The organism is Phytoamicus setariae, assembly GCF_016722925.1.
Taxonomy (GTDB): Bacteria; Pseudomonadota; Alphaproteobacteria; order Rhizobiales; family Rhizobiaceae; genus Rhizobium_E; species Rhizobium_E setariae.
In genome coordinates this window covers 334,871-347,904 of record NZ_JAEQNC010000005.1, presented here as the reverse complement: position 1 = coordinate 347,904, position 13,034 = coordinate 334,871, and the positions used below count along the sequence as shown (strand labels likewise).

At 60.1% G+C, this 13,034-nt stretch carries 16 protein-coding genes; 11 read left to right on the top strand and 5 right to left on the bottom strand.

Annotated elements, in window-relative coordinates; genetic code table 11:
• Nucleotides 1–108: 108 nt before the first annotated feature.
• The gene (locus JJB09_RS11495; RefSeq protein WP_201657727.1) at nucleotides 109–1,299 is read right to left on the bottom strand and encodes a pyridoxal phosphate-dependent aminotransferase; all 1,191 of its coding nucleotides are present in this window, start codon (nucleotides 1,297–1,299) and stop codon (nucleotides 109–111) included.
• A gap of 21 nt (nucleotides 1,300–1,320) precedes the next feature.
• Nucleotides 1,321–1,953: a TetR family transcriptional regulator C-terminal domain-containing protein gene (locus JJB09_RS11490; protein ID WP_201657724.1), complete on the bottom strand. Its 633-nt coding sequence runs from the start codon at nucleotides 1,951–1,953 to the stop codon at nucleotides 1,321–1,323.
• Between the two features lie 326 nt (nucleotides 1,954–2,279).
• Here JJB09_RS11490 and JJB09_RS11485 point away from each other — a divergent pair, with 326 nt between their 5' ends.
• The 4 genes from JJB09_RS11485 (at nucleotide 2,280) to JJB09_RS11470 (ending at nucleotide 5,487) form a co-directional block, all read left to right on the top strand.
• Nucleotides 2,280–3,053, top strand: a complete 774-nt coding sequence (locus tag JJB09_RS11485) for an ABC transporter ATP-binding protein (protein ID WP_201657721.1) — start codon at nucleotides 2,280–2,282, stop codon at nucleotides 3,051–3,053.
• A gap of 33 nt (nucleotides 3,054–3,086) precedes the next feature.
• Nucleotides 3,087–3,866 (top strand): transporter substrate-binding domain-containing protein, encoded by a 780-nt coding sequence (locus JJB09_RS11480; RefSeq protein ID WP_201657718.1) that lies wholly within the window; start codon nucleotides 3,087–3,089, stop codon nucleotides 3,864–3,866.
• Nucleotides 3,867–3,938: 72 nt separating this feature from the next.
• Nucleotides 3,939–4,670: an ABC transporter permease gene (locus JJB09_RS11475; RefSeq protein WP_201657715.1), complete on the top strand. Its 732-nt coding sequence runs from the start codon at nucleotides 3,939–3,941 to the stop codon at nucleotides 4,668–4,670.
• Nucleotide 4,671: 1 nt separating this feature from the next.
• Nucleotides 4,672–5,487, top strand: coding sequence for an ABC transporter permease (locus tag JJB09_RS11470; RefSeq protein ID WP_201657712.1), 816 nt, complete (start codon nucleotides 4,672–4,674; stop codon nucleotides 5,485–5,487).
• A 53-nt stretch (nucleotides 5,488–5,540) separates the two neighbouring features.
• Here the strand turns inward: JJB09_RS11470 and JJB09_RS11465 are convergent, their stop codons facing one another.
• Nucleotides 5,541–6,179 (bottom strand): queuosine precursor transporter, encoded by a 639-nt coding sequence (locus tag JJB09_RS11465; protein WP_201657709.1) that lies wholly within the window; start codon nucleotides 6,177–6,179, stop codon nucleotides 5,541–5,543.
• Nucleotides 6,180–6,298: 119 nt separating this feature from the next.
• Nucleotides 6,299–6,583 carry a 50S ribosomal protein L28 gene (rpmB, locus tag JJB09_RS11460; protein ID WP_201657706.1) on the bottom strand — a complete coding sequence of 95 codons (285 nt, stop codon included), beginning with the start codon at nucleotides 6,581–6,583 and terminating at the stop codon, nucleotides 6,299–6,301.
• Nucleotides 6,584–6,814: 231 nt separating this feature from the next.
• Between rpmB and JJB09_RS11455 the strand changes: the two genes are divergently transcribed.
• From JJB09_RS11455 to JJB09_RS11445, 3 genes are read left to right on the top strand one after another with little or no spacing between them, the layout of a single operon-like run.
• The gene (locus JJB09_RS11455) at nucleotides 6,815–7,585 is read left to right on the top strand and encodes a DUF3108 domain-containing protein (RefSeq protein ID WP_201657704.1); all 771 of its coding nucleotides are present in this window, start codon (nucleotides 6,815–6,817) and stop codon (nucleotides 7,583–7,585) included.
• An 18-nt stretch (nucleotides 7,586–7,603) separates the two neighbouring features.
• A complete protein-coding gene (yddG, locus tag JJB09_RS11450; RefSeq protein ID WP_201657702.1) occupies nucleotides 7,604–8,488 on the top strand; it encodes an aromatic amino acid exporter YddG in 885 nt (294 codons plus the stop codon).
• 7 nt (nucleotides 8,489–8,495) lie between these two features.
• Nucleotides 8,496–9,554 carry a glutamate--tRNA ligase family protein gene (locus JJB09_RS11445; protein WP_246748672.1) on the top strand — a complete coding sequence of 353 codons (1,059 nt, stop codon included), beginning with the start codon at nucleotides 8,496–8,498 and terminating at the stop codon, nucleotides 9,552–9,554.
• Here the strand turns inward: JJB09_RS11445 and JJB09_RS11440 are convergent.
• The gene (locus JJB09_RS11440; RefSeq protein ID WP_201657700.1) at nucleotides 9,513–10,409 is read right to left on the bottom strand and encodes a YihY/virulence factor BrkB family protein; all 897 of its coding nucleotides are present in this window, start codon (nucleotides 10,407–10,409) and stop codon (nucleotides 9,513–9,515) included. The genes JJB09_RS11445 and JJB09_RS11440 overlap by 42 nt on opposite strands.
• Before the next feature lie 77 nt (nucleotides 10,410–10,486).
• On the opposite strand from JJB09_RS11440, the gene JJB09_RS11435 reads away from it, so the two are divergent.
• Genes JJB09_RS11435 through JJB09_RS11420 form a run of 4 tightly spaced genes read left to right on the top strand, consistent with a single transcriptional unit; the run spans nucleotide 10,487 to nucleotide 12,913 of the window.
• On the top strand, nucleotides 10,487–11,320 hold the full coding sequence (locus JJB09_RS11435) for an SDR family oxidoreductase (protein ID WP_201657698.1): 834 nt from the start codon (nucleotides 10,487–10,489) through the stop codon (nucleotides 11,318–11,320).
• A gap of 16 nt (nucleotides 11,321–11,336) precedes the next feature.
• Nucleotides 11,337–11,534: a twin transmembrane helix small protein gene (locus JJB09_RS11430; RefSeq protein ID WP_201657696.1), complete on the top strand. Its 198-nt coding sequence runs from the start codon at nucleotides 11,337–11,339 to the stop codon at nucleotides 11,532–11,534.
• Entirely contained in the window at nucleotides 11,534–12,112 is a 579-nt protein-coding gene (locus JJB09_RS11425) for a cob(I)yrinic acid a,c-diamide adenosyltransferase (protein WP_201657694.1), read from the top strand. Before JJB09_RS11430 ends, JJB09_RS11425 begins: the two co-directional genes overlap by 1 nt.
• A 33-nt stretch (nucleotides 12,113–12,145) precedes the next feature.
• Nucleotides 12,146–12,913, top strand: coding sequence for a rhomboid family intramembrane serine protease (locus tag JJB09_RS11420; RefSeq protein ID WP_201657692.1), 768 nt, complete (start codon nucleotides 12,146–12,148; stop codon nucleotides 12,911–12,913).
• Nucleotides 12,914–13,034 lie beyond the last annotated feature (121 nt).

Here is a 13,034-nt window from a genome sequence, read left to right as displayed (position 1 = left end):
CGCGCCGGACGCCGGGCGCTATAGCGCGATAGCCCGGCGAAATACAGGAAATTGTTTGCCTAGTATTTAATAGATAGGCGATTCGGCCGAAAAATCGACGCGTCTCTTTCAGGCCCGCTTGGCGGCGGCACCCGAGAGTTCCTCGCCGAGTGCGGAGATGCGGTCGACTGCGGTCTTCAGCGTTTCATCAGGTACTGTCAGCGACAGCCGGACGAAGTCGCTTGCGCCGTTGCCAAAGGACGAACCCGGCATCACAGCCACGTGCTTCTCCTTCAGCAGCTGCCAGGCAAAGTCTTCGCCGCCCAGTCCGGTGCCGGAGACATCCAGCAGGATGAACATGCCGCCCTCCGGCATCAGCGGCGTGATGGTGTTGGAGCCGGCAATCTGCTCGGCCACGATTGTGGCACGGCGGGCATAGTTGGCACGCATCACGGATGCCGTGTCAAACTGCTGTGATACCGCCATGGCCGTCATGTCGGCGATGAAGGGCTGAACGCCGAACAGCATGGTCTCGGAGACCGGTAGCAGCCGTTCGCAGAATTCCGCCGGGGCGGCGGCCCAGCCGCTGCGGAAACCGGGTGCAGCATGCGATTTGGAAATCGAAGACACGGCGATGGTGCGCTCCGCCAGAGCAGGATCGTCGAACGGAGAGGCGAAATCACGGTCGAATATCAGCTCTTCATAGACTTCGTCGGACACGATCCAAAGATCGTGCTTGCGGCAAACCTCGCCGATCGCGGCTATTTCCTCGCGGCTGAGGACGGCGCCGGACGGATTGTGCGGATTGTTGAGCAACAGGACGCGGGTTTCGGGCGTGATCGCCCTTTCAAGGTCCTCTGCCTGCATATGGAAGCGCTGGCTGGCCCGCAGAGGCACTGTTTTGATGCTTGCGCCGGTGGACGCGACCACGCCTTCGTAGGTGGCGTATAGCGGGTCGCCGACCAGTACGGTGTCACCGGCCTCTACCAGGCCGAGCATGACAGCAAATAGCGCCGTCTGCGTGCCGGGAAAGCAGAGGATGTTGTCGGCCGTCACATCGGCGCGGCGCTTCCGGTATTTCTCAACGAGTGCGGCGACCACGGCCGGTTCGCCGCGGCCGTTGGAATAGCGGGTGCGACCGGCATACATGGCGCGGGCGCATTCATCGAGCAGGCGCTTGTCCGGGGCGACGTCGGGTTCGCCGATCGTCAGTTCGATCACCGGCGCACCGCGGCTGGCCATCTCGCGAGCTTCGAGATGCACGGCCCATTTCCCGGAGCCGAGGCCGGAAAGCCTGTTGGTGATCGAGGCGTAACGCATGGTGAATTCCTTGCTATGAGTTCAATTGTTGGCGTCGAGCGCCAGGCCAGTCAGTGTTTCGACGGAATTGAGAGCGATCCGCCCGAGTTCGCCGGCGTCGAACAGGTCTCCCGCCATGCAGCCTTCCAGCCACAAGCCGTCGATCAGGCCGTTGATGGCGATGGCCAGCGGGCGGCCCTCGGCGGCGCTCAATGTCCTGCCGGTGGCGGCCATGGCATCCGCCAGCAGTTGCTCCAGCGTGTCACGATAGGAGAGGTAGCTTTCCCGGTGAATGGCGGCAAGCGCGGGGTCGACGCCGATTTGCGAGATGAATGTCGCCCAGAGCGATAACATGCGCGCGTCGATGATCGGCGCCTGGAAGTTCGACAGGACAAACGTCTTCAGGCGGAACATCGGATCGGCTGCGTGCTCGTCGGCCGCCTTGCTCGCCGTTTCGAACATCGTATTGACGACTTCACGATAGGCGGCCTGGAACATCAATTCCTTGCTGAGAAAATAGTGTCTGATCAGGCCAGGGGTCACGCCCGCACGTTCCGCGATCTGGCGGACGGTGGCTCCCTGCAGGCCGAACTCGGCAATGCAGTCCAGCGTCGCGCCAACAAGATCCTGACGCCGGACGTCCTCGCTTTCGTGGTGAAACGTCCTTCTGCCCATCAGCCGTTCCTCCGAGCTGAAGGGGTCAGAGCAAGCCGGATGACCGTGCATTGGAGCGCAGCCGAATACCGGAAAAATGTCAAAGCCGGCGGTGCCGGCGGATTCCCAAAGTATTGGTTGTACGGCACTCTGGTATTCATTGCTCGGTGCTTTTCCTAGATTGGCAGCAAGAAATATTCTTCGTTATACACTTGTGCAATTGCAAAACAAGTGCTTTACTCATTTTTAACGCCCGGGCAGCCAAGCCAACAGCAGCCACGGGAACGGTAAAAACCGGGGAAGAGAGTTGGTGTTTCGGGCGGCAATGCCCGGCAATGGCGGTATTCATGGCAGAGACGGCGCAAGCCATCCAGATTGTAGGCCTGCACAAAAAATTCGGTCCGCTCGAAGTCCTGAAGGGGGTCTCTTTGTCTGCCCGGCAGGGAGACGTGATCGCCATCATCGGCGGTAGCGGGTCCGGCAAATCTACCTTTCTACGCTGCATCAACATGCTGGAAATGCCCAGCGCCGGCACGATCACCATCCATGGCGAAACCATCGACATGAAGAAGGATGGTCGAGGCGGCATGCAGCCCGCCAATCGCAAGCAGGTCCAGCGTATCCGCTCCCAGCTCGCCATGGTCTTTCAGAATTTCAATCTTTGGCAGCATATGACGGTGCTGCAAAACGTCATCGAAGCGCCGGTGCATGTGCTTGGCCTGTCGAAGGGTGAGGCAATCGCTCGTGCCGAGACGCTGTTGCGGCGCGTCGGGCTGTACGAAAAGCGTGACATTTATCCGGCCTTCCTCTCCGGTGGTCAGCAACAGCGCGCGGCGATTGCGCGTGCGCTGGCGATGGATCCGCTGGCCATGCTGTTTGACGAACCCACCTCGGCGCTCGATCCGGAACTGGTCGGCGAGGTGCTTGCCGTCATCGGCGACCTCGCGAAGGAAAACCGGACCATGATCCTGGTGACCCACGAGATGAAGTTCGCGCGCAATGTCGCCAACCATATCGTGTTTCTCCACAACGGCGTCATCGAAGAACAGGGACCGCCCGATCAGGTTTTCGGCGATCCGAAATCGGAACGCCTCAAGAAGTTCATCAGCTCCGTTCACTGACATAAGCAACCTTAAAAACAACAGGGGAATAGCATGAAAAACGGAATGAAAATCGCAGCTCTGGCTCTGGCGATCGGTCTGACCGGTGCGGTTCAGGCTTCTGCCGAGCAAATCAAGGTCGGCTTTGCTGCGGAACCCTATCCGCCATTTACCTCGCTGGATGCTTCCGGCAAATGGGTTGGCTGGGAAGTCGAGCTTGCCGATGCTGTCTGCAAGGAAGCCAAGCTGGATTGCGTGATCACGCCGGTGGCCTGGGACGGTATCATTCCGGCGCTGACGTCCAAGAAAATCGACGTGATCGTCGGGTCGATGTCGATCACAGAGGAGCGGCTGAAGACCATCGATTTCTCCGACAAGTACTACAACACCCCGACCGGTATCATCGGCCGCAAGGACGACAAGTTCGACGCGACGCCCGAAGGCCTGGCCGGCAAGATCGTCGGTGTGCAGGTTTCCACCATCCATCAGGATTACGCCACCAAGCATTTTGGCGATAAGGCGGGCGAGATCAAGGAATACCAGACGCAAGATGAGGCCAACCAGGACCTGGCGGCCGGTCGTGTCGATGCTGTGCAGGCCGACGCTATTGCGCTCGATGCCTTCCTAAAGTCGGAAGCCGGCGCTTGCTGCGACCACAAGGGCAATGTTGCAGACGATCAGGCGATTCTCGGCAAGGGCGTCGGCATCGGCCTTCGCAAGGACGACGGTGCGCTCAAGGAAAAGTTGAACGCTGCGATCAAGGCGATCCGCGCCAACGGCAGCTATGACACGTTCTCGAAGAAGTATTTCGACTTCGATATCTATGGCGGCTGATTTGCCGGCATAACGGGTGGCGGCAGCTGATGCCGCCACCGCCCATGCTCCATCGACGGGAAACCCGGCCGTATGAATGAATCGCTTTATCAGCTCGCCAATCTTGGGCTGCTCGCGCTTGAGCCTCCGGGCTGGGGTGCGATTTTGCTGAAAGGCTTCCTTGCCTCGATCCAGATCGCGGTTGGCAGTTATATACTTGGCCTGATCATCGGCATCTTCGGCGCCACCGGCAAGCTCTACGGCGGAGTGGTCGCTCGCGACCTCTGGGAGATCTACACAACGCTGGTGCGCGCTGTGCCGGAGCTCGTTCTGATCCTGCTTCTCTATTATGCCGGTACCGATGGACTGAACCGGCTGCTCGGCCTGCTCGGCTACGGGTCACTCGACATCAACGGACTGCTCGCCGGCATAATCGTGCTGGGCGTCGTGCAAGGGGCCTATTCCACCGAGGTACTGCGCGGCGCGATCAAAGCCATTCCGGGCGGACAGATCGAAGCCGCGCGTGCCTATGGCATGTCGCCGTTCATGATCCTGCGGCGCATCACCCTTCCGGCGATGCTGCCCTATGCGCTGCCGGGGCTGGGAAATCTTTGGATGGTCGCCACCAAGGATACAGCGCTTCTGGCGGTCGTCGGCTTTACCGAATTGACGCTGGCGACACGCCAGGCTGCCGGCGCGACCAAGGCCTACATGACCTTCTTTCTCGCCGCCGGCCTCCTCTACCTGATGCTTTCTTTCTTCTCGGGCGTTGTCATTCGACTTATCGAGCGGCGGGCGCGGCGTGGCATGGCGGGGCCGGTGTAATATGAGCGAACAGATACTTGCGCCTGTCGCACCTGAGCCTGAAATTGCCCGCGAGTCGCTGCTGATGCCGCACCGCATCGTCCTGATGCTGGTATTCGCGGCAATCCTGTTCTGCGTAATCTACTTCATGCGCTGGGACTGGGTTGCCCAGTACCAGGGCAGGCTGATCGCAGGCATCGGGCGAACCCTTGCGATGCTGTTTTCGTCAGCGGCCGTCGGATTTGTCTTTGCGGTGCTGCTGGGCATCGCGCAGGTTGCCGGTCCATGGTGGCTGAAATGGCTCGCCAACGGCTTCTGTTCGATCATTCGTGGCACGCCGCTGCTGCTGCAGCTCTGGCTTCTCTATTACGGTCTGGGTTCGATTTTCGCCCAGTTTCCCGAGATCCGCAGTTCCTTCCTCTGGCCGTATCTGCGGCAGGCTTGGCCCTACGGGTTTGCCGCTTTGACCATTTCCTTCGCAGCCTATGAGGGCGAGGTCATGCGCGGCGCCTTCGCCGGTGTGCCGCGCGGCGAGCTGGAGGCGGCGCGCGCCTACGGAATGGGGAGCTGGACGACGTTCCGGCGCATCTGGCTGCCGCGTGCCGTGCAACGTGCACTGCCGACGCTGAACGGCGAAACGGTGCTGCAGCTCAAGGCGACGCCGCTCGTCGCGACGATCACCGTCGTCGATGTCTATGGGGTCATCTCAAAGGTCAAGCAGGATACGTTCCTGACCTACGAGCCGCTTTTGCTGCTTGCGCTGATCTACATCATCCTGACCGGCCTGCTGGTCGTGGTGTTCCGCTATTTCGAGAACAAGATACCTGTAAAGATGTAGCACGTCTGGCGAGGATTGCCGTTAAAGGTCAGTTCCTCGCCAGAAATCCCGAATCAAGCCGGATTGTTGGCCGCCGGCATGGGCTTCAGCACGCTCATCAGTGCGCCATAGGGAAGCAGCATCACCAGCGCCACCACCAGCTTGACCGAAAGGTCACCCAGCGCCCAGGAGACCCAGCGAGGTGCTTCCGTCGCAAGCACGCCGAAGATGGGCGCGGTGCCGATGGCGAAATCGTCGTTGGGGCCGAAGATCGAGAAGGCTGGCGCGAAGGCGAGCGAGAAGAAGATCGCCGTATCGAGAATCGATCCGAAGACCGACGCGATCAGCGGTGCCCGCCACCAGGCTTGCCGACGCAGCTTGTTGAAAACCGAGATGTCGAGCAACTGGCCGATCAGGAAAGCCGAGCCGGATGCGATCGCGATTCGCGGCATCGAGGCAAACCACGAAAAGCCGATGCCGACGACGAAACCGAAAGCCACCACGATCCGGGCGTATTTCGGCCCGAACTGGCGGTTGGTGAGATCGGTGATCAAGAAGGCGACTGGATAGGTGAAAGCACCCCAAGTCAGCAGATCGGCAAGATTGATGCCGAACAGCGTGCCGTTGACCGGGTACTGGACCAGCACGTTGGAAGCGACGACGATGAGCGTCATCAGGATTATGTAGATCAGGGTATAGCGTTGCGCCTGCATTTTTTTATCCTGGGGTATGCCACCAGTTAGAGGGACGTTGATTGTGATTTGCACTCAAAGACAAAAGGCCTGAACGGAGACCCGGTCAAGCCTTCATCTTCAATGCGGAGCCGCTGAAATCAGGCAGCTGCCTTCTTGGCGATCTGGCGCTTCAGAAGACGGGCGCGGATCGAAAGTTCGTTCTCGTTCGCCTTCGAGAGGAAAGCGTCGAGGCCGCCACGGTGTTCAACCGAACGCAGAGCGTGTGCAGAAACGCGAAGACGGAAACGCTGGCCTAGGGCATCGGAGATCAGCGTGACGTTGCACAGGTTCGGCAGGAACTTGCGCCTGGTCCTGTTGTTCGCATGGCTGACATTGTTTCCAGACTGGACGGCTTTGCCGGTCAATTCGCAACAACGGGACATGTTATCACCTATTTCTTTACATAGGGCTGGCAACGCAAGAACATGACCCACTGGGGGCCTGCAAGCTGCTGGCCTGTTTTGGAAGTTGCGGTTCAATAGTCAGCGATACGGAGCCTGTCAAGCCAAACGTTGGTTTTCCGCCAAAAATCTCGACTCTTGCTGTTTCGCATTTGCGCAGAAAAACCACAATGAACCACTATCGCGATGGGCTTATATCGCGGGATTTGTTGCATGCAGAAGCGCTATTTTACTTTCTTTCTCGCCATGGTGTTCTGCGCCGCGCAATATCCAGCCAGCGCCGCGGATGTGGAAAACCGCACGAACTATACGATCGCGCTTGCCGGTCTACCGCTTGCCAATGCAACCTTCAGGACCCGCAAGGGTGAGTCAGACTACAGCATCGACGCGCAGATCGCCTCCGCGGGCGTTGCGCGCTTGATCGTCGACACCAAGGCCGAAATGTCTTCGGTGGGCGTTATCAGCGATAGCGAATTCAAGCCGGAAAGGTTCTCCTTTCGCTACAAGTACGGAAAGCGCATCCGCCAGTTCCATACCACCTTTGCAGGCGGTAACGTGACGGAAACGCTCATGGAGCCCAAGCAGAAGAAGCGCAAAAACTGGATTCCGATTCGCCCGCAGGATCTGCTGTCGGTCACCGATCCGGTTTCCGGGCTTGTCATGCCTGCCGATCGCGACCCCTGCCGAGCCATTATCCCGGTTTATGACGGGGAAGCTCGACTGAACCTGAAGCTGGCGCACAAGCGCGAGCAGAAATTCCAGACGGAAGGCTTCAAGGGCGAGGCCATCGTCTGCAGCCTCCGCTATGAACCGAAGGCCGGCTACCGCAGGGGCCACGGCGATATCGAGTACATCCGCAAACTCACCAACATGGAAATCTGGTTTGCGAAATCAGGACCGATGAATGTATATGCTCCGGTGTTTCTATCGGTGCCGACGAAATATGGAACGCTGACGATAAGGGCGACCCGTTTCGAAGGATGATTTCCCAGGGGGTGGCTTGTGAACCTGCGCGCAACGTTGATCGGCTTTTCGGCTATCCTGATGTGGTCGCTACTGGCCCTGTTCACTGCAGCCTCTGGCGCGATGCCGCCGTTTCAGCTTACTGCCATCTGCTTTGCCATAGGTTCGCTGCCCGGCATTGCAGTGTTCATTGCGCGGCCTGAACGCCTGAAACTTCTCAAGCAGCCTCCGGCGGCCTGGGCGACCGGCGTTATCGGACTGTTCGGCTACCACTTTCTCTATTTTACCGCGCTTCGTAACGCGCCGCCCGCCGAGGCGGGCATCATTGCCTATCTCTGGCCGTTGCTGATCGTGCTTGGCTCGGCGATGCTGCCTGGAGAGCGGCTGCGGCTCGTGCACATCGTCGGAGCCCTGATCGGCTTTGCCGGTGCAGTGTTGATCATTTCCGGTCGCGATGGCGGCGGCGAGCAGTTCGGCGATACCCAGCGCTATGTCGGGTATGCGGCAGCGTTTGCCTGCGCCTTCACCTGGTCGGGCTACTCGCTGCTGAGCCGCCGGTTCGGCAATGTGCCGACCGATGCCGTAACCGGCTTCTGCCTGGCGACGTCGGTACTTTCGGCCATCAGCCACCTTGTGCTGGAAACGACGGTTTGGCCTGCCGCTTCCTCGGAATGGCTGGCGATCGTCGGCCTGGGCGTCTTTCCGGTCGGGTTGGCCTTCTATGCCTGGGATCATGGCGTCAAGAAAGGCAACATCCAGATACTGGGTGTCGCGAGCTATGCCGCGCCGGTCCTGTCGACGCTTGCGCTGATCGCGGCGGGCTTTGCAACGCTTTCCTGGCAGATCCTGCTTGCCTGTGTCCTGGTCACTGGCGGCGCTCTGCTTGCCGTGTCCGGGCGGTTGTTCAAGACCAAGGCTGCTTAGCGCTGTCATGGTTGCGGTTTTCCGATTCGCACCCAGCCCGAACGGCGAGTTGCATCTCGGACACGCACTGTCCGCCTGCCTGAATTTCGACATGGCACGCGAATCGAACGGCCGATTTCTGCTGCGCATCGAAGATATCGATCCGTCCCGTTGCCGGCCGGAATATGAAATGCAGATCTACGAGGATCTGCATTGGCTGGGGCTGGATTGGGAAGAGCCGGTGCGCAGGCAATCCGAGCATGTGGATTTCTATCGTACCGGCCTCGACGCCCTGAAGGCCCTTGGGCTTGTCTATCCTGCGTTTTTGTCGCGTGCCGACGTCAAAGCGCGCGTCATGGCATCGGAGGCGGATGGCGAGGTCTGGCCACGCGATCCGGATGGCACGCCGCATTATCCGCTGGAGGAGCGGGGGCTCGATCCGGAGATCGCCGCAAGGCGGATAGCAGCGGGTGACCGGCATATGTGGCGGCTGGATATGGAGAAGGCGCTATTGGCGCTTGGGGATACCCCCCTCTGGCCTACCGGCCATCTCCCCCCCAGGGGGGGAGATCGGACTGGGAACCTCACTCGGACATATCAGGAGCCAAGCGTATTATTCTCCCTGTCGCAGGGCAGGGAGGGCGCCGCGGGTCAATCTCTCCCCTTGAGGGGGAGATGGCCGGTAGGCCAGAGGGGGGTAAATTCCGCGCTGCTTTCATGGCTCGAAACCGGCAGTGGCGCGCCCGAGAAGATGGACGGCGCCCCCTCGGTCTGGGGCGACGTGGTGCTTTGGCGATGGGATGCGCCTTCGAGCTATCACCTGTCCGTAGTGCTCGACGATGCGCTACAAGCTGTCACCCATGTGGTGCGGGGCCTGGATCTCATGCCTGCGACGCCGGTGCATCGCTTGCTGCAGACCCTGCTCGGGTTGCCGGCGCCGGAATACCACCACCATCGCCTGCTCAAGGACGAGGATGGCGAGAAACTGGCCAAGAGCCGCCACTCTACCGGACTGCGAGCCTTGCGCGAGCAGGGCATTTCAGCCTCAGACATCCGCCGACGGATCGGCCTGGTTACTGGTGCGTGACATCGATCGGCTGATCAGGCGGCGTACCCTGAACTTTATCAGTGCCGCGTTGAATTCGGCCCCGAGGATGAAGATCACCCCGGTCATGTAGAGAAAGACCAGCGCGATCATGATCGAGGCAAGACCAGCATAGGTCGCGGCATAGTTGGCGAATGTGCTGAGATAGTAGCCGAAGATGTAGGCGGCGGCGAACCAGGCGATCATCGTCAGGGTGATGCCCGGCATGACGTCGAGAAACGAACGCCTGCCGGCCGGAAGCCAGAGATGGGCGACGAAGAGGGTAATTACGATCGTCGACAATGCGCCCCAGAGGCTCCAGTTGTCGAGCAACAGCAGCAGGTCGGTCGCCCAGGGGATCCATTTCCCGGCATAGCGTACGGCCAGTGGTGCGGCCACGAGGAACGTCGAAAGCGCCACCAGTGCCAGAACCGCGGCGAGCACATAGAACAGGCTGAGCGTGCGGGTGACATACCAGCGGCGCGGATCGTAGACGCGGTAGGCGCGGTTGAGCGAGATCCGCAGCGCTTCAACGCCATTGGAGGCAAAATAGAACGCGGCGAGTACCGAGACCGTCAGCAGTCCGCCCCGGGGAATGGTCAGGACCTGTACGACCTCCTTCGAGATCGGCTTGGCGATGATCTCAGGCAGGTTGTCGAAGATCAGGTGGACGGCTGTCGTAGAGAACTGGTCCGCGCCGAGAAACGTCGCGAGCGTCGTGCCGAAGATCAGGAACGGAAAAATCGCCAGCAGTGCCGAAAGCGCGACATGGCTCGCCATTGCCCAGCCATCGTCTTCGGTGAAATGCCACACCGCATCGAAAGCCACCTTCCACAGCATCCGTATAAACGCCGGCATTCCATCCCCAGACTGTTGTTGTCGCACCGCAGCGAATATGGGAAACAACAGGCACTTTGTACAGGAAGCAGAACCAAATGAGCGAAAATCCGTCGATCATCGTGACCGGAGCCTCGTCGGGCATCGGGGCATATAGTGCCCGTGCGCTCAAGGCAGACGGCTGGCGCGTTTTCGCCACGGTCCGGAATGAGCATGACCGGATGGCGCTCGAAGCCGATGGCATCGAAACCTTCATCATGGACTATACCGACGCCTCCACGATCCACGCGCTGCTTGCCGATGTTCTGGAACGTACTGGCGGGCGGCTCGATGCACTCTACAACAACGGCGCCTATGGCCAGCCGGGAGCGGTGGAGGACCTGACGACCGACGTGCTGCGCGCCCAGTTTGAAGCCAACTTCTTCGGTTGGCACGAACTGACACGCGCCATCGTTCCGGTTATGCGCCGGCAGGGTCACGGCCGCATTGTCCAATGTTCATCCATCCTCGGACTTGTGCCCTATCGATGGCGCGGCGCCTACAATGCATCGAAATTCGCGCTTGAAGGATTGACGATCACCATGGCGATGGAACTCAAGGGATCCGGCATCAAGGTAAGCCTGATCGAGCCGGGGCCGATTCGCTCGAAATTCATGGCCAATTCCCTTGCCGCCGCCGAAGCCAATATCGACGTCGAGAATTCGGTGCACCACGCGGAGTACCAGCGGCAATTGAAACGCCTGCGCGGAGAAACCGCAGGGGTGAAGGGCAAGCTCGGCCCGGAAGCTGTCTATGAAGTGCTCAAGCACGCCTTGACGTCGCGGCGGCCCAAACCCCATTATGTCGTCACCACGCCGGCCAAGCGCGGCGTGTTGTTGAAGCGGCTGCTGCCGGCCGGGCTGTTCTACAAAATCCTGGGAAGCCTCGGGTAGCATCGGAATTGATTTTATGAGTACCGTTACCTATTTCGCCGCCATCGTCGTCATGTTTCTGGTTGTCATCGTGCTGGGACGCGGGCTTTACAATATGCTCAAGGGCGGCAGCGGCAACACGTCCAACAAGCTGATGCAACTCCGTATCCTGTTGCAGGCCGTCGCCGTGGCACTGATCATGCTGACGCTGTGGCTGACGGGCGGTGGGCGCTGATGGTCAAGCTCAACAAGATCTATACTCGCACCGGCGACGATGGCTCCACCGGCCTTGCTGCGGGCCCCCGCCGCAAGAAAAGCGATCTGCGGGTCGAAGCCTTCGGAGCGGTCGACGAAGCCAATGCGGCCATCGGGCTCGCGCAGCTGCACGCAGCTGGCGATCCGGACCTTGCCTCTATCCTGACCCGCATCCAGAACGATCTTTTCGATCTCGGCGCCGATCTCGCCACCCCCGATACTGGCGAGGCGATCGCCTGGGAACCGCTGAGAATCGTCGCGTCGCAGGTCACATGGCTCGAAGCCGAGATCGACAGGCTGAATGCAGACCTCAAGCCGCTGACGTCCTTCATCCTGCCGGGCGGGACCGCACTTTCGTCATACCTTCACCTGGCCCGCACCATTGTGCGCCGCGCCGAGCGACTTATGGTCGCACTCGGTGGTATGCAAGACGAGATTGTCAGCGCCGATTCGCTGAAATACGCCAACCGCCTTTCCGACTTGTTGTTCGTTGCCGCGCGGCACGCCAATGGCAAAGGCGAAGCGGAAGTGCTCTGGGTGCCAGGCAAGAACAGATAGGCCGAGGACAGATAAGCGAGGCAGGCAAGCGCGATGTTCATTCCACTCTATGACGTCAATGCGCTCAAGCACGTGCGGCTGGCCTATGTGACGCTCGGCCTGATCGTCGTCAACTTCGCCGTCTGGCTGGTGACTGATGTCGGGGCGAGCGAGGCGTTTTCCTCCAACGCCTCGCTTGGGCTCGGCTATATCCCGGCCTTGTTTTTCGACAACGCGCGGCTGGACCCGTCGCTGGTCATCGTACCCGAAGGCTGGACCTACATCACCTATGCGTTCCTGCACGGCAATTTCTGGCATGTCGCCAGCAACATGCTGTTTTTGTGGGTGTTCGGCGACAATGTCGAAGATGCTATGGGGCATTTTCGCTTCCTGCTCTTTTATCTCCTGTGCGCTGCGGCTGCTGCCTGGTTCCATGGCTTCCTGCTGCCGCAATCGCAGGGACCGTTGATCGGGGCGTCAGGCGCGATTTCCGGAGTCGTCGCGTCGTACTTCCTGCTGCACCCGAAAGTCTGGGTGTGGGTCCTGGTGTTGTGGAGAATTCCACTGCTGCTGCCGGCTTTCGTGCCGCTGGCGTTCTGGATACTCCAGCAGGTTTACATGCTTTTCATCGATGGCGATGGCGAAGTGTCATGGGCCGCACATGTCGGCGGCATCGTGGCGGGCCTGGCGCTGACACCCATCCTCAAGCGCTGGAGCGTGCCGTTGTTCGACCGTAGGATCGTCAGCCCGAAAGGAATCGAGGTTGAACAGGCGCAAACGCGGCCACCACAGCAGGAGCCGCCCCGTTGGGGCAGGGGATAAAATCGATTTGACTGACCGTGTCTGTATTGACGCACACGGAAGTCGTGGATATTCCCGTTGCGACATATGAGCAGGGAGGGGGCTTTGTCGACAAAAAGCCTGTCAAATGGCGAAAACGCCC